General features: G+C 61.6%; 15 protein-coding genes. 11 read left to right on the forward strand and 4 right to left on the reverse strand.

Annotated features, from left to right (window positions below):
* Window positions 1-261 precede the first annotated feature (261 nt).
* The gene (gene sixA / locus ADK28_RS18870; RefSeq protein WP_004936230.1) at window positions 262-744 is read left to right on the forward strand and encodes a phosphohistidine phosphatase SixA; all 483 of its coding nucleotides are present in this window, start codon (window positions 262-264) and stop codon (window positions 742-744) included.
* A gap of 68 nt (window positions 745-812) precedes the next feature.
* Here the strand turns inward: sixA and smrB are convergent, their stop codons facing one another.
* Window positions 813-1343, reverse strand: a complete 531-nt coding sequence (gene smrB / locus ADK28_RS18875) for an endonuclease SmrB (RefSeq protein ID WP_004936226.1) — start codon at window positions 1341-1343, stop codon at window positions 813-815.
* A 170-nt stretch (window positions 1344-1513) separates the two neighbouring features.
* Here smrB and prmB point away from each other — a divergent pair, with 170 nt between their 5' ends.
* The 6 genes from prmB (at window position 1514) to ADK28_RS18905 (ending at window position 6192) form a co-directional block, all read left to right on the forward strand.
* A complete protein-coding gene (gene prmB / locus ADK28_RS18880; protein ID WP_028127753.1) occupies window positions 1514-2446 on the forward strand; it encodes a 50S ribosomal protein L3 N(5)-glutamine methyltransferase in 933 nt (310 codons plus the stop codon).
* 65 nt (window positions 2447-2511) lie between these two features.
* Window positions 2512-3597, forward strand: a complete 1086-nt coding sequence (gene aroC / locus ADK28_RS18885) for a chorismate synthase (RefSeq protein WP_004936219.1) — start codon at window positions 2512-2514, stop codon at window positions 3595-3597.
* A gap of 5 nt (window positions 3598-3602) precedes the next feature.
* Window positions 3603-4430 (forward strand): penicillin-insensitive murein endopeptidase, encoded by an 828-nt coding sequence (gene mepA / locus ADK28_RS18890; RefSeq protein ID WP_033639752.1) that lies wholly within the window; start codon window positions 3603-3605, stop codon window positions 4428-4430.
* 3 nt (window positions 4431-4433) lie between these two features.
* Window positions 4434-5240 (forward strand): sulfite exporter TauE/SafE family protein, encoded by an 807-nt coding sequence (locus ADK28_RS18895; protein ID WP_016926853.1) that lies wholly within the window; start codon window positions 4434-4436, stop codon window positions 5238-5240.
* A gap of 80 nt (window positions 5241-5320) precedes the next feature.
* Window positions 5321-5878: an elongation factor P hydroxylase gene (locus ADK28_RS18900; RefSeq protein WP_016926854.1), complete on the forward strand. Its 558-nt coding sequence runs from the start codon at window positions 5321-5323 to the stop codon at window positions 5876-5878.
* Window positions 5879-5910: 32 nt separating this feature from the next.
* Window positions 5911-6192: a YfcL family protein gene (locus ADK28_RS18905; RefSeq protein WP_048796380.1), complete on the forward strand. Its 282-nt coding sequence runs from the start codon at window positions 5911-5913 to the stop codon at window positions 6190-6192.
* 41 nt (window positions 6193-6233) lie between these two features.
* Here the strand turns inward: ADK28_RS18905 and mnmC are convergent, their stop codons facing one another.
* Window positions 6234-8255 (reverse strand): bifunctional tRNA (5-methylaminomethyl-2-thiouridine)(34)-methyltransferase MnmD/FAD-dependent 5-carboxymethylaminomethyl-2-thiouridine(34) oxidoreductase MnmC, encoded by a 2022-nt coding sequence (gene mnmC / locus ADK28_RS18910; RefSeq protein ID WP_048796393.1) that lies wholly within the window; start codon window positions 8253-8255, stop codon window positions 6234-6236.
* Between the two features lie 170 nt (window positions 8256-8425).
* Between mnmC and fabB the strand changes: the two genes are divergently transcribed.
* Both fabB and ADK28_RS18920 read left to right on the forward strand, forming a co-directional pair.
* Window positions 8426-9646: a beta-ketoacyl-ACP synthase I gene (gene fabB, locus ADK28_RS18915; protein WP_004936203.1), complete on the forward strand. Its 1221-nt coding sequence runs from the start codon at window positions 8426-8428 to the stop codon at window positions 9644-9646.
* Window positions 9647-9858: 212 nt separating this feature from the next.
* Window positions 9859-10080, forward strand: coding sequence for a hypothetical protein (locus ADK28_RS18920; protein ID WP_004936201.1), 222 nt, complete (start codon window positions 9859-9861; stop codon window positions 10078-10080).
* Window positions 10081-10132: 52 nt separating this feature from the next.
* Here the strand turns inward: ADK28_RS18920 and apbE are convergent, their stop codons facing one another.
* Complete coding sequence (gene apbE / locus ADK28_RS18925) at window positions 10133-11164, reverse strand: FAD:protein FMN transferase ApbE (RefSeq protein ID WP_033639753.1); 1032 nt, start codon at window positions 11162-11164, stop codon at window positions 10133-10135.
* Between the two features lie 152 nt (window positions 11165-11316).
* Here apbE and ADK28_RS18930 point away from each other — a divergent pair, with 152 nt between their 5' ends.
* Window positions 11317-12429, forward strand: a complete 1113-nt coding sequence (locus tag ADK28_RS18930) for an SLC13 family permease (protein WP_048796381.1) — start codon at window positions 11317-11319, stop codon at window positions 12427-12429.
* On the opposite strand, the gene pepT is transcribed toward ADK28_RS18930, so the two are convergent.
* Window positions 12426-13673, reverse strand: coding sequence for a peptidase T (pepT, locus tag ADK28_RS18935; RefSeq protein ID WP_048796382.1), 1248 nt, complete (start codon window positions 13671-13673; stop codon window positions 12426-12428). The two genes, ADK28_RS18930 and pepT, sit on opposite strands and share 4 nt — an antisense overlap.
* Before the next feature lie 217 nt (window positions 13674-13890).
* Between pepT and ADK28_RS18940 the strand changes: the two genes are divergently transcribed.
* The gene (locus tag ADK28_RS18940) at window positions 13891-14787 is read left to right on the forward strand and encodes an endonuclease/exonuclease/phosphatase family protein (RefSeq protein WP_016926861.1); all 897 of its coding nucleotides are present in this window, start codon (window positions 13891-13893) and stop codon (window positions 14785-14787) included.
* The last annotated feature ends 26 nt before the right edge of the window (window positions 14788-14813 follow it).

Consider the following 14813-nt stretch of genomic DNA (forward strand, 5'->3'; position numbering starts at 1 on the left):
GTCATCAATAAATTTCATGGCGGCAAGGTTAAAATTTAACCCGTTGAATTGATTGTTCTGTGAGCAATCGAGGTTTGCCCGGGGAGGGTTGCTGTAAAAAACAGCATTTTCTTTAGGCAAACTTTCAGGCAAAATGCCCGGCCGCCATAAAGAGACGGCGCGTTATCGTTTTAAAGCTTTGGCTTTGGGTTGGAAAACTCGGCGGTACAGCACGCACGGCGTTTCTGTATAGCGTTACTTTGTCAACAACAGCGGTGCAATATGCAAGTTTTGATTATGCGTCACGGAGAGGCGGCGCTCGAGGCAGCCAGCGATGCGGTAAGGCCCCTTACCCTGTGCGGCCGCGACGAGTCCCGTCAGATGGCGGCCTGGTTGAACACCAAGTCTGTGGATATTGAACGCGTGCTGGTCAGCCCCTATCTGCGGGCCGAACAGACGCTGGCGACGGTGCGTGAAGCCTTGACGCTGCCGGAGGGCGAAGAAGTGCTGCCCGAGCTGACGCCGGGCGGCAACGCCGAACAGGTCGGCAGCTATCTTCAGGCGCTGGCGATGCAAGGGGTGAGCTCGGTGCTGATCGTGTCGCACCTGCCGCTGGTGGGGTATCTGGTGGCTGAACTGTGCCCGGGCGAGTGCCCGCCGATGTTCGCGACCTCGGCGATTGCCAACGTCGATCTGCCGGCCGACGGCAGCTACGGCAAGTTTGAATGGCAGGTCAGCCCGTCGCAGGTGATGGCCAAAGTGTGAACCGCGGATGCGGTGCGGAATAAACTCAGGGCGATGTCTGACATCGCCCTGAGTCGTTTTTGCAGGAACTACTCGGCCAGTTCCACCAACAGCAGGATGGCGGCGTTGCCGCCCCATTCCTTCGGCGCCTGATGGAACGCCAGCACGTCGGGATGCTGCGCCAGCCACAGCGGCGTTTGCTGTTTGAGGATGTGCTTGCCGTGCCCGTGCATCACGCAGGCGCAGTGCACGTGCTCGCGTTTGCAGGCGGCGATCAGCGCCCCCAGCTCCTGCTTGGCCTGCAGCTGGGTCAGGCCGTGCAAATCAAGAAACAGTTCCGGCGAATAATCGCCGCGTCGCAGCTTCTTCAGCTCATACGGGCTGCTGCCGGGGCGCACGTAGCGCGTCGGGCCTTCCTCTTCCAGTTGCGGCTGGTATTCATCTGAAAAATAATAGCTGGCATCGACCTGCTCCTGCAGCAATCGCTGCGGCGCAATCTGTTTGACCTTGGGCTTCGGCGGGCGGTGGACGATGGTGTCCTGGCGCAGCTTTTTCGCGCCCGCCACCGACTCTCTGAAGAGCTGTTGTTCGTCTTTGCTCAGAGGGGGCTTGTTCTTCATGCTTCATTCACCGGAAATCGTTTATTTCGCTAGTTTACCTTGTGAATGAGCGCTGTCGACGCAAAACTCGGGCCAGAGTGAAAAGCGCGAGGGGCAAGCGTGATTTGTCGCGGGCTTCATGGCAAACTATGCGGCTAAATCATGAAACACAGCGCCTGCCGGAGGGCAAATTGGACAAAATTTTCGTCGACGAAGCAGTGAACGAACTGCACACCATTCAAGATATGCTGCGCTGGACGGTAAGCCGCTTCAACGCCGCCAATATCTATTATGGTCACGGAACCGATAATCCGTGGGACGAAGCGGTGCAATTGGTGCTGCCAAGCCTGTTCCTGCCGTTGGACATTCCGGAGGACATGCACACCGCCCGTCTGACTTCCAGCGAGCGCCATCGCATCGTTGAGCGCGTGATCCGCCGCGTCAACGAACGCATCCCGGTCGCTTACCTGACCAACAAGGCCTGGTTCTGCGGCATGGAATTCTACGTCGACGAGCGCGTGCTGGTGCCGCGTTCGCCGATCGGCGAGCTGATCAACGATCGTTTCAGCGCGCTGATCCCGCACCCGCCGCGCCATATCCTCGACATGTGCACCGGCAGCGGCTGCATCGCCATCGCCTGCGGCTACGCTTTCCCGGAAGCGGAAGTGGACGCGGTGGACATCTCCAGCGAAGTGCTGGCGGTAACCGAGCGCAATATTCAGGCGCACGGCGTCGAACATCAGGTGATCCCGATCCGTTCCGATCTGTTCCGCGACGTTCCCGCGATCCAGTACGATCTGATCGTCACCAACCCGCCGTACGTCGATGCGGAAGACATGTCGGATCTGCCGCAGGAGTTCCGCTTTGAGCCGGAACTGGGCCTGGCGGCGGGCAGCGACGGCCTGAAGCTGGTGCGCCGCATCCTGGCCTGCGCGCCGGACTACCTGACCGACGACGGCGTGCTGATTTGTGAAGTGGGCAACAGCATGGTACATCTGATGGAACAATATCCGGACATTCCGTTCACCTGGCTGGAGTTCGAAAACGGCGGCGACGGCGTGTTCATGCTGACCAAGCAGCAACTGGTGGATTGCAAGGAACACTTCAGCCTCTATCGCAGCTAAGCCGCATTTCCAAGGCCCGTATGGCGGGCCTCATAACGATAAAAGACTAACGGTAAGGAGCCGTGATGGCAGGAAACAGTATTGGGCAGATTTTCCGCGTCACCACCTTCGGTGAATCTCACGGGGTGGCGCTGGGTTGTATCGTCGACGGCGTGCCGCCAGGCATCCCGCTTACCGAAGCCGATTTGCAACACGATCTGGACCGCCGTCGTCCGGGCACCTCGCGTTACACCACCCAGCGTCGCGAACCGGATCAGGTGCGCATTCTCTCCGGCGTATTCGAAGGCGTGACCACCGGCACCAGCATCGGTCTGATCATTGAAAACACCGATCAGCGCTCGCAAGACTACAGCGCCATCAAAGACGTGTTCCGTCCGGGGCATGCCGACTACACCTACGAACAGAAATACGGTCTGCGCGACTATCGCGGCGGCGGCCGCTCTTCGGCGCGTGAAACCGCCATGCGCGTCGCGGCGGGCGCTATCGCCAAGAAATACCTGCAGCAGAAGTTCGGCGTGCAGGTGCGCGGCTATCTGGCGCAGATCGGCGACGTGACCTGTGAGCTGAAAGACTGGGATCAGGTCGAGCAGAACCCGTTCTTCTGCCCGGATCCGGACAAGCTGGAAGCGCTGGACGAACTGATGCGCGCGCTGAAAAAAGAGGGCGACTCCATCGGCGCCAAGGTCAGCGTGATCGCTGAAAACGTGCCGGTTGGCTTGGGTGAGCCGGTGTTTGACCGCCTCGACGCCGATCTGGCGCATGCGCTGATGAGCATCAACGCGGTGAAAGGCGTGGAGATCGGCGACGGGTTCGCCGTGGTGACCAAACGCGGCAGCGAAAACCGCGATGAAATCACCCCGGAAGGCTTCCAGAGCAACCATGCCGGCGGCATTCTCGGCGGCATCAGCAGCGGCCAACCGGTGATCGCGCATCTGGCGCTGAAACCGACCTCCAGCATCATGGTGCCGGGGCGCACCATCAATCGCCAGGGCGAAGCGGTGGAAATGGTGACCCGCGGTCGCCACGATCCGTGCGTGGGCATCCGCGCCGTGCCGATCGCCGAAGCGATGATGGCGATCGTGTTGATGGATCACCTGCTGCGCCAGCGTGCGCAAAACGGTGATGTGGTTTCCGACGTGCCGCGCTGGTAATCGCCATGAAAAACTGGATGTTGGGCCTGCTGGCCCTGACGGCCTCCGCTTCCGCCATGGCGCTGACGCCGTGGCAGAAAATCGACCATCCGGTGGCCGGCGCGCCGCAGGCGGTGGGCGGTTTCGCCAACGGTTGCGTCATCGGCGCGCAGCCGCTGCCGCTGAACTCACCGAACTACCAGGTGATGCGTACCGACCAGCGCCGCTATTTCGGCCACCCGGATCTGCTGGCGTTCATTCAGCGTCTCAGCAGCCAGGCGAATCAGAAAGCGCTGGGCACGGTGCTGATCGGCGACATGGCGATGCCGGCCGGCGGGCGCTTCAGCAGCGGCCACGCCAGCCACCAGTCGGGGCTCGATGTTGACATCTGGCTGCAGTTGCCGCGCCAACGCTGGAGCGCGCAGCAATTGCTGAAGCCGCAGCCGATCGACCTGGTGTCGGGCGACGGCAAGCAGGTGGTGGCGCGCCAATGGCAACCGCAAATTGAGTCGCTGATTAAGCTGGCGGCACAGGATGCGGAGGTGACGCGCATCTTCGTCAATCCGGCGATCAAGCAGCGCCTGTGCCTGGACGCCGGCGCCGATCGAGCCTGGTTGCACAAGGTGCGGCCGTGGTTCGGCCACCGTGCGCACATGCACGTGCGCCTGCGTTGTCCGGCTGGCAGCCTGGAGTGCCAGGAGCAGGATACGCCGCCGCCGGGCGACGGCTGCGGCGCCGAACTGGCGAGCTGGTTCGTACCGCATCAGCCGAACGCGAAGCCGGGCAAACCCGTGCCGCCGCCGTTACCGCCGACCTGTCAGGCATTGCTGGATCACCATTTCTCAGCGGAATAACACATGGACTGGTTCGTCATTGGCCCCGAGATGCTCGGGGTGTTGTTTGCGGTAGCGCTGCTGGCGGGGTTTATCGACTCCATCGCCGGCGGCGGCGGATTACTGACGGTGCCGGCCTTGCTGGCAGTGGGGGTTCCTCCGGCGCAGGCGCTGGCGACCAATAAGTTGCAGTCGGTCGGCGGCTCCTTCTCCGCCAGTCTGTACTTCATTCGTCGGCGAGCGGTGAATCTCAACGACCAGAAGCTGACGATTTTTCTGACGCTGATCGGCTCGATCGCCGGCGCCATTTTGGTGCAGCATATGCGCGCCGATTTGCTGCGGCAGATGTTGCCGCTGCTGGTGATCGGCATCGGTCTCTATTTCTTGTTGATGCCGCGACTGGGGGAGGAAGATCGTCAACGCCGCCTTGGTGCCTTGCCGTTCGGGCTGGTGGCCGGCGGTTGCGTCGGGTTTTACGACGGCTTTTTCGGCCCCGGCGCCGGGTCATTCTACGCGCTGGCCTACGTGACGCTGTGCGGTTTCAACCTCGCCAAGTCCACGGCGCACGCCAAGGTGCTGAACTTTACCTCCAACGTCGGCGGGCTGGCGCTATTCATCATCGGCGGCAAGGTGGTGTGGAGCATCGGTCTGGTGATGTTGGTGGGGCAGGTGCTGGGGGCGCGTTTGGGCGCGCACATGGTGCTGACCCGCGGCCAGAAATTGATTCGGCCGATGATCGTGATCGTCTCGCTGGTGATGAGCCTCAAGCTGCTGTACGACAATCACGGCGCGGAAATTCAGCAGTGGTTGACCGCCTTGATGCACGGTTAAAGATGAAAAGGGGGCGCTGCTTACGCGCCCTGTCTTATCGGGTATAATGGCCTCTTTATTTTTGTGGTTATAGAGTTTTTATGTCAGACACGCAGACCCGTCATCGCTATGAACAGCTGATCGAGATCTTCAATCGCTGCTTCAGCGATGACTACAACACTCGCCTGGTGAAGGGCGACGACGAACCCATTTACCTGCCGGCCGACGATGAACTGCCGTATCACCGCATCGTGTTCGCCCACGGTTTCTACGCCAGCGGCCTGCACGAAATCTCGCACTGGTGCATCGCCGGTGAAGCGCGCCGTCAATTGGTGGACTTCGGTTATTGGTATTGCCCGGACGGGCGCGACGCGCAGACCCAGAGCGAATTCGAAGCCGTGGAGATAAAACCGCAGGCGCTGGAATGGATGTTCTGCGTGGCGGCCGGTTTCCCGTTTAACGTCAGCTGCGACAACCTGAATGGCGACTGCGAGCCGGATCGCATTGCGTTCCAACGCAAGGTGCGCGACCGGGTATTGACGCTGCTGGAGCAGGGAATACCCACAAGGCCTGCGCGCTTTATTCAGGCGCTGCAATCGTTCTACAATACGCCACCGTTGGCAGCCGAGCATTTTCCGTACCCGGAAGATCTCAACTGACGCCACAGTCCGTTATTTAATGAGGAAATTTGATGATCGCAGAATTTGAAGCGCGCATTTTGGCGCTGATTGATGACATGGTAGAGCACGCCAGCGATGATGAACTGTTTGCCGGTGGCTACCTGCGCGGTCATCTGACGCTGGCGGTGGCCGAAGCGGAAGAGCAGGGCGAACACACCGCTGAAGCGCTGAAAGCGCGGGTGGAGGAGAGCCTGCACAAGGCGATCGCCGCCGGTGAACTTTCGCCGCCGGATCAGCTCCTGGTGCGCGGCATGTGGGAAAACCTCTATCAGGCTGCCACCCCTGCCGCCTGACCGCCATGCCGGGGCGCGATCGCCGCGCCCCTCCGGGTTGATTAAACCGCACGTCCCTTCAGTAATTTCCGCACCCACATCCGATTCGGATTCAACGCCGCCAGCAGGCGCATATCGCCCGGCAACGGCTCGCCGAACAGCTGCGCCGCCAAAATTTCCGCCGCCAGCGGCGCCGAGCTCAGCCCGCGCGAGCCTAATCCGCCGATAGCGAACAGGCCGGGATAGACCGGCGCATCGGCGACGGTTTCGCCGCGCTGATTTTGCCGCTGCAAATCCTGATACTGCGTCAGCGTGGCCTGATAGTCCGGCAGCGCGCCGACCATCGGCAGATGATCGCGGGTGGCGCTGCGCACGCCGCAGCGCGCCTGGCGTGCGCTGACGTCCACCTGCTGCGGCCAGGCCTGCTCCGGCAGGCAGCGCAGCAGGCGCTCGCGGTTTTCCTGTTGCTCCTGCTCGCGGTAGTCGGTGGCGATGTCGCCGCGCTGATAGCTGGCGCCAATGCAGTGCTGGCCGTTGTTGGCATTAATCGGCGTCAGGTAGCCGTCGTAGCACAAGACCTGCTTCAGTTGACCGAGGGCCGGCGAGGTCGGGATATGCGACACCTGCCCGCGTACCGAATACAGCGGCAGGGCTTCCGTCGGCGCCAGCTCGGCCAACCGATGGCCGTTGGCCAGGATCACCGTCGCATGGCGCCGGCAGTCGCCGTTGGCGAAATCGATGCGCCAGCCGTTTTCTTCCTGCGTCAGCATCTTTGCATCGTGCCGGTAGCGGCAGACCAAGCCCTGGCGCTGCGCCAGCGCGATAGCGCCGCGCGTCAGCTCGGCCGGGCACAGCCAGCCGCCTAGCGGGTAGGTGATGCCGCCAAAGCCGGTATCGACGCCGCAGCGTTCGCTGAGCGTCTCGCGGTCGGCCGCCATCGCCAAGGCCTGCGGCCAGTCGGTTTTCAGCATATTGGCGATCTTGGCGCTGCTCTTTTCGTCATAGGCCAACTGGCTGACGCCGCACCACTGGTGATCGAAGGCGACGCCTTGTTGCAACAGGGCGTCGTATTGGCGGCGGGCGAAGGGAAACGCGGCGCTGAAGAAACTCTCCAGCGCGTCGCCGCTGCCGTTCAGCAAAGGATAAATCGCGCCCTGGCGGTTGCCGGATGCGCCTTCGGCCGCCTGTTCATCGGCGCAGTACAGCGTGACGGTGGCGCCGCGCCGCAGCAAGGCCAGCGCAGTGAGCGCGCTGGCGACGCCGCCGCCGATCAGGGCGATGTCGGCGGTGTTGTCCGCCGCCGGGCGTCGATACCAGGGCGCTGGGTGTGCGGCGGGCTGCGCATCGGCCGGGAGCTCGCCGGCGAGCATCTCACGCTTTTGGCCGAAGCCTTTGCAGCGGTTGACCTGAAAACCGGCCTGTTGCAAGCCGCGGCGCACGAAGCCGGCGGCGGTAAAGGTGGCGAAGCTGCCTCCCGGCCGGGCGAAACGCGCCATGGCGGCGAACAGTTGATCGGTCCACATGTCGGGATTCTTTGCCGGCGCGAAGCCGTCGAGGAACCAGGCATCCACCTGGTTATTCATGCTGGCGTCAAACTGCGGCAGCAGATCGTTGACGTCGCCGAACCACAGATCGAGCGTAATGCGGCCTTCGGCTAACAGCAGGCGATGGCAACCCAGCAACGGCAGCGGCCATTGGGCGCGCAGTTCGTCGGCGTAAGGCGCCAGCTCCGGCCAGCGCGCATGCGCCGCCGCCAGGTCAGCCTGCTGCAGGGGGAATTTTTCGAAGCTGATAAAGTGCAGGCGCTGCAGCGTTGCGTCCGGCTCGGCCTGGCGAAAGCCGGCGAAGGCCTGCCACAGCGTGAGGAAATTGAGCCCGGTGCCAAACCCGGTTTCCGCCACGACAAACAGCGAGCGCGGGTGGACGGCGAAACGCTGCGGCAGCCGATTGCCGTGCAGGAAGACATAACGGGTTTCTTCCAGCCCATCCTGATTGGAAAAATAGACGTCATCAAACTGTTTCGAAACAGGTGTACCCTGTTCGTTCCAGGTTAGCGTTGCGGTTTGGATGGGGGCGTGGTTCACGGTCAATGGCTCGAAATTCAAGGGATGCCGCGAATTCTAACGGCGCTGGCGCCCCGGCGCAAACTGGACAACAATAAAGCTGAAAAACGCTGATCGGACTTGTTCGGCTTACATCTGTACGCTAAAGTGCGATGCAAAATCCCGTAGGTAAATAGTGGAAGAGGTATTGAATGAAACGTGCAGTGATTACTGGCCTGGGAGTTGTCTCCAGCATTGGTAATAACCAGCAGGAGGTCCTGGCGAGCCTGCAGGAAGGACGTTCTGGGATCACTTTCTCCCAGGAACTGAAAGATTCCGGCATGCGTAGTCACGTATGGGGGCAAGTTAAGCTCGACACGACCGGCCTGATCGACCGCAAGGCGGTGCGTTTCATGAGCGATGCTTCCATTTATGCCTTCCTGGCGATGCAAGAAGCGATCGCGTCTTCCGGTTTGAAGGAAGAAGAGTATCAAAACAACCCGCGCGTAGGCCTGATCGCCGGTTCCGGCGGCGGTTCTCCGCGTTTCCAGGTGTTCGGCGCCGATGCGATGCGCAGCCCGCGCGGCTTGAAAGCGGTTGGCCCGTACGTGGTCACCAAAGCCATGGCTTCCGGCGTTTCCGCCTGCCTGGCGACGCCATTCAAAATCCACGGCGTGAACTACTCCATCAGCTCCGCTTGCGCGACCTCCGCACACTGCATCGGCAACGCGGTTGAGCAAATCCAGCTGGGCAAACAGGACATCGTGTTCGCCGGCGGCGGCGAAGAGCTGTGCTGGGAAATGGCCTGCGAGTTCGATGCGATGGGCGCGCTGTCCACCAAGTACAACGACACGCCGGAAAAAGCCTCCCGCACCTACGACGCCGATCGTGACGGTTTCGTCATCGCCGGCGGCGGCGGCATGGTGGTGGTTGAAGAACTGGAGCACGCGCTGGCGCGCGGTGCACATATCTACGCAGAAATCGTCGGCTACGGCGCGACTTCCGACGGCGCCGACATGGTTGCGCCTTCGGGCGAAGGCGCAGTGCGCTGCATGAAGATGGCGATGCAGGATCTGGACGCGCCGATCGACTACATCAACGTGCACGGCACCTCCACACCGGTGGGCGACGTGAAAGAACTGGGCGCCATTCGCGAAGTGTTCGGCGACAATACCCCGGCTATCTCCTCCACCAAGGCGATGACCGGTCACTCGCTGGGCGCCGCGGGCGTGCAGGAAGCGATCTACAGCCTGTTGATGTTGGAGCACGGCTTTATCGCGCCGAGCATCAACATCGAAACGCTGGATGAGCAGGCGGTCGGCATGAACATCGTGACTCAGCCGACTCAGCGCGAGCTGACCACCGTGATGTCCAACAGCTTCGGCTTCGGCGGCACCAACGCCACCCTGGTGATGCGCAAACTGGCGAAATAATCCCGCCTGAGCCTCACCTCGCCATCAAGCCCGCGTTTTCGCGGGCTTTTTATTGCTCAAAGCCCACTTGCCGGGCGCTCGGAGTTTTCCCAAATCACATCCCCTGACACATCATTACCTCGCCATTACACGCGTTGGGCATACAATAGCCTGGTAGCGTGATTATCGCTCGGCGTAGCTTTATAAAGTGATCGAACATTGAGGCAAGAAGTATGAAAAAGTTAATTGCGGTTGGGTTACTGTCGGCCGTGTTGGCCGGATGCGCCACCGATTCTCCCTGCGTGCCGGTCTACGATGACCAGGGGCGTCTGGTGCACACCAACACCTGCATGAAGGGCACCACTCAGGATAACTGGGAAACCGCGGGCGCGATCGCCGGCGGCGCGGCGGCGGTTGCCGGTCTGACCCTCGGCATCATCGCGCTGACCAAGTGATCGGCGCGGAACAGGACTAAGCCCGGCCATTGCGTGCCGGGCTTTTTTTATCTCACTGCACCAAAAACGCTTTGAACTGCGGCGTCATCACGGCGCTGAAACCGTCGTCGGTTTTACTGATCAGGTAGACCGCCAGCCCTTTCTCTTCCGCGAGCTGCAACGCTTTCTCCGTGCCCAGCACCATCAGACCGGTATCCCAGCCGTCGGCCTCGAGCGCGGTCGGGGCGATCACCGTGGCGGAAACCAGCCGGTGGTTGATCGGCGTGCCGGTGATCGGATCGATGACATGGGAGTAGCGCTGGCCGTTTTGTTCAAAGTAGTTGCGGTAGCTGCCGGCGGTGCTGATGCCGTAACCGTGCAGATCAACCAGCGCCTGCACCGCATTTTCACGATCGGTCGGCTTTTGGATCGCCACCCGCCAGGGTTTGCCCTGGCCGTTGACGCCGCGCGAAGAGACCGCGCCGCCGACCGATACCAGGTAGTTGGTAATGCCGTTGCGGTTCATCAGGCGCACCAACTCATCCGCGCCATAGCCTTCGCCCAGCGTCGAGAGATCGACATACATGTCCGGCAGATCTTTTTGCAGCCACTCCCCGCGGTTGTCGCTGATCAGCTTCAGGTGCTGCAGGCCGGTGCGCTGCTTCGCCGCGTCGATCTGCGCCTGTTCCGGCACCTTGACCGGATGTTTGTCTGGGCCGAATCCCCACAGGTTCACCAGCGGGCCGACGGTGATATCCATGGCGCCGCCGGTATCGCGGCCGATGCGTTGAGCCATCAGCACGATGTCCGCCATGCCGCGTGGGATCGGCTGCGGCCCGAGGCTGGCGCTGCGGTTAAACCGCGACAGCACTGAATCGGCGCGGTAGGTAGAGATATCGTCGTTGGCCCGTTCGAGCACCGTGTCGATCTGCCGCTGCAGCTCTTGTTTGCCGATCGCGACGTCACCGCTGACCTTAACGCTGTAGAAGGTGCCCATGGTCTTGCCGTCGATATCGATTTGCGGGCGGGAGGAGGCATCGTCGCAGGCGGCGAGCAGGGCGCATAAGGCGCTCAGCAACGCCCCTTTGGCGAACAGGGAAGCCATAACATGTCCTTTGAAAACGAGAAAGCCGCTACAAATAAAGTAAAGCGCGGCAAATGAAAAGCGGATAAAGGTAAAATAGCATTTTGCTGGCGCTGAAACCGCGTCTGAGCTAACGTCTGCCCATTCTTTTCGGTGAGGTTCACGCAGCCACCATGAGTTCAACCGCCATTTCTCGGCTTATCCACCCCTTTATCAAAGATCGCTTCTTGCATGCATTGTTGCTGGCCGGCGTGGCGATGTTCACTTTTCATCCGCAACCGCTGAAAGCGCTGGGTGGTTTCATCGACGGCCGTACCCTCATCACCCTGTTGGGGCTGATGCTGCTGACCAAAGGCGTGGAGGTCAGCGGCTACTTCGATTTTGTCGGTCGCAAGATTATCAATCGCTTGCTCAGCGAACGGCGGCTGGCGCTGTTCCTGGTGTTTTCCGCCGCGCTGCTGTCGTCGTTTCTTACCAACGATGTGGCGCTGTTTATCGTCATTCCGCTCACCATCACGCTGAAAAAGCTGTCGGCGCTGCCGGTTGGCCGCTTGATCATCTTCCAGGCGCTGGCGGTGAACGCCGGTTCGTTGCTGACGCCGATCGGCAACCCGCAAAATATCCTGCTGTGGAGCCGCTCCGGCCTCTCTTTCCTCGGTTTCATCGGCCAGATGGCGCCGTTTGGCGCCGCAATGATGTTGAGCTTGCTGGCGCTGACCTGGTTAAGCTTCCCGGCGCGCGACATTGTGAAAGCGCCGAATACCGAGGGGTATCCCTACCAGCGGCCGCTGTTGCTGAGCTGCGTAGGGCTGTATGCGGTTTTCCTGCTGAGTCTCGATTTCGATCTGCCGTTGTATGGGCTGTTGGCGGTGTTCGCCGGTTTCTTGCTGCTGGCGCGCCGGGTGCTGTTGCAGATCGACTGGAGCCTGATTTTCGTGTTCGCCGCCATGTTCATCGATGTCGGCCTGTTTACCCGTTTGCCGCCGCTTCAGCCGGCGTTCGCCGCCATCGCCGGGCTGAGTGAGGGCGGCGTGTATGCGTTGGGCGTTGGGCTGTCGCAGATCGTCAGCAACGTGCCGGCCACCATACTGTTGCTCAACTATGTGCCTTCCAGCGCTCAGCTGGCCTATGCGGTCAACGCCGGCGGCTTCGGATTGGCGATCGGATCGCTCGCCAACCTGATTGCGCTGCGCATGGCGGGGGAGCGCATGATCTGGTTGCGCTTCCACTATTATTCGCTGCCGTTGTTGGTATGGGCCGCGTTGCTCGGTTGGGTGATGAGCTAAGCCGGTTGGCCGCTTTGCCGCGCGGCCAGCAGGCAAATGCTGCGGGTCACCTGATAGGATTTCACGAAGGCGCTGACGGGTAAAAACTCGAAGCGCGAGTGGAAGTTATGCGCGCCGGTGAAGTAATTGGGCGTCAGGATGCCGCGGCTGGAGAGCGCCGCGCCGTCGGTGCCGCCGCGCATCGGGATCACCTTCGGCGGGATGCCGTGGGCGGCGAGGGCGCCGAAGATCAGATCGATAGCGCGCCGGTCCTCGCCGATGGCGTTGCTGATGTTGCTGTAGATGTCGCTGACGCTGCAGCTGACGTTGGCGCGCGGATAGTTGGCCGCCACCTGGCGCACCGTCTCCTCAAGGCGGGCCTTGCGCGTCTCGAACGCCGCGCGATCGAAGTCGCGAATCGACACCTTCAGCGTCGCCTGATTGGCGTTGGCGGCCAGATCGGTGAACCAGAAATAACCCTCGCGCCCCTCGGTGTGCTCCGGGGTATCCTGCACGTCGAATCGGTTTATGATGTCGTTGGCGATGCGTATTGGGTTGATTAACACGTTTTTCGCCGACATCGGGTGGGCGGTCACTCCCTCGATGCGGATCTCCGCCGCCGCCGCGTTGAAATTCTCGTATACCACTTCACCCAGTTCGCAGCAGTCGATGGTGTAGGCGAAATCGACGGGGAAGCGCTGCAGATCCAGCGCCTTGGCGCCGCGCAGGCCGATTTCTTCGTCCGGCACGAACGCCACCACGATATCGCCGTGGCGATCGGCCGCGGTCAGGTTGGCCAGCAGCGTCATCACCACGGTGACCGCCGCCTTATTGTCGGCACCCAGCACGCTGGTGCCGTCGCTGAACAGGATCTCTTCGTTCCGGTAGGGCAGGATCTCCGGATGCTCGGCGACCCGCAGCCAGATGTCTTGCTCGGCGTTCAGACATAAATCTTCGCCGGTGAAGCGCAGGCGCTGCGGGCGAATCTCGGGCGAGAGGCCAACGTCCACGGTGTCGATATGCGTGATGAAGCCGATGCGCGGCGCGCCGGGTTGGGTGCCGGGCTTGCGCGCGGTCACGGTGGCGTGCTCGTCGATTTGCACGTCGGCCAGGCCGAGCCGGCTCAGCTCGTCCGCCAACAGTTGCGCCATCTCATGCTGCCCCGGCGTGCTGGGCAGGGTGGCTGCGGCGGCGTTACTCTGGCTGGTCACCGCCAGATAGCGGAAGAAACGTTCGGTAAGCTGTTCGGCAATCGGGCTGGTCATTGGAACTCCTCGCGGTTGGCAATCTACCGGTTTTAAAACGAAATCAGCCGTTTGTCCAACGGTGCAATGCGTAAACCGCCAGAATGCGAAGTATCGCGCAGAAACGAAAAATAGCGGTGCAACTAGGAAATAGTCGCAGGTTTCTGCGGCAAAATCGGTGTTAGCTGTGGGCCGGGATGCGCCCACATAACACTTATCTGTCCCTCAAGGAGAATTCATGCACACCGGTCACGCTCTGCTTATCACCTTACTGTCCCTGGGTATCTCTCACAGCGCCTGGTCGTCTGCCGATACCGGGCACGCCAACAGCAACGCCAACAGCCGCGAGGTGGCCAGCGCGTTGGGCGGCCTGAAGAACAAAACCTACGAACTGGAACAGGCGCCGAAGATCCGCGTCGCCAGCTTCAATATCGCCGCCGGCAAGGTCAGCGACATGACCGCCATCGCCAAGGCGATTCGCGCGATGAACGTCGACGTGGTGGCGCTGCAGGAGGTGGATAAACTCACCGCCCGCAGCGGGCGGGTCGATCAGGCGGCGGAACTGGCGAAGCTGACCGGCATGCAGGCGGTGTTCGGCCGGGCGATCGATTTCGACGGCGGTGAATACGGCCTGGCGTTTCTCTCGAAGTATCCGCTGCACGACGCCGTGATCTATCCGTTGCCGTCCGGCCAGCGCGAGCAGCGCATCGCCTTCAGCGCCAAGGTCGATGTGCCGGAGTTCCCGACGCCGATCACCCTGTTCAACACCCACCTCGATACCAAGGAAGATCCGACGATGCGTCTGGATCAGGTACGGGAGCTGAACGATCGCACCATAGAAGTGCGCGGCATCAAACTGCTGTTCGGCGACATGAACGACGTGCCGGGCAGCGTCACCTGGCTGGAGCTGAGCCGCTATTGGAACGATATCATGCCCAACGGGCAGGACGGCCGCAGCTGGCCGGCGGAAAACGCCGAAATCAAGGTGGATTACATCTTTAGCGGCAATGCGCAGCGTTGGCATCTGGACAGCCTGACGGTGCCGAACGCCAGCGGCGATTGGAACGGCGTGCACTGGCCGGCGGTAAGCGATCACCTGCCGCTGGTGGCGGAGATGCGCCTGACCGAGCAATAAGCCGGCCGGCGTCTCTCCGGGGCAGG

Origin of the sequence: Serratia sp. 506_PEND (assembly GCF_001076875.1) — a bacterium.
Classification (GTDB): Bacteria; Pseudomonadota; Gammaproteobacteria; order Enterobacterales; family Enterobacteriaceae; genus Serratia; species Serratia marcescens.

What these genes read in the sequence shown, in the direction of transcription:
- sixA (WP_004936230.1), top strand. Translation starts at nt 262, where the DNA reads ATGCAAGTTTTGATTATGCGTCACGGAGAGGCGGCGCTCGAGGCAGCC.
- smrB (WP_004936226.1), bottom strand. Translation starts at nt 1,343, where the DNA reads ATGAAGAACAAGCCCCCTCTGAGCAAAGACGAACAACAGCTCTTCAGA.
- aroC (WP_004936219.1), top strand. Translation starts at nt 2,512, where the DNA reads ATGGCAGGAAACAGTATTGGGCAGATTTTCCGCGTCACCACCTTCGGT.
- mepA (WP_033639752.1), top strand. Translation starts at nt 3,603, where the DNA reads ATGAAAAACTGGATGTTGGGCCTGCTGGCCCTGACGGCCTCCGCTTCC.
- ADK28_RS18895 (WP_016926853.1), top strand. Translation starts at nt 4,434, where the DNA reads ATGGACTGGTTCGTCATTGGCCCCGAGATGCTCGGGGTGTTGTTTGCG.
- ADK28_RS18900 (WP_016926854.1), top strand. Translation starts at nt 5,321, where the DNA reads ATGTCAGACACGCAGACCCGTCATCGCTATGAACAGCTGATCGAGATC.
- ADK28_RS18905 (WP_048796380.1), top strand. Translation starts at nt 5,911, where the DNA reads ATGATCGCAGAATTTGAAGCGCGCATTTTGGCGCTGATTGATGACATG.
- fabB (WP_004936203.1), top strand. Translation starts at nt 8,426, where the DNA reads ATGAAACGTGCAGTGATTACTGGCCTGGGAGTTGTCTCCAGCATTGGT.
- ADK28_RS18920 (WP_004936201.1), top strand. Translation starts at nt 9,859, where the DNA reads ATGAAAAAGTTAATTGCGGTTGGGTTACTGTCGGCCGTGTTGGCCGGA.
- apbE (WP_033639753.1), bottom strand. Translation starts at nt 11,164, where the DNA reads ATGGCTTCCCTGTTCGCCAAAGGGGCGTTGCTGAGCGCCTTATGCGCC.
- ADK28_RS18930 (WP_048796381.1), top strand. Translation starts at nt 11,317, where the DNA reads ATGAGTTCAACCGCCATTTCTCGGCTTATCCACCCCTTTATCAAAGAT.
- pepT (WP_048796382.1), bottom strand. Translation starts at nt 13,673, where the DNA reads ATGACCAGCCCGATTGCCGAACAGCTTACCGAACGTTTCTTCCGCTAT.
- ADK28_RS18940 (WP_016926861.1), top strand. Translation starts at nt 13,891, where the DNA reads ATGCACACCGGTCACGCTCTGCTTATCACCTTACTGTCCCTGGGTATC.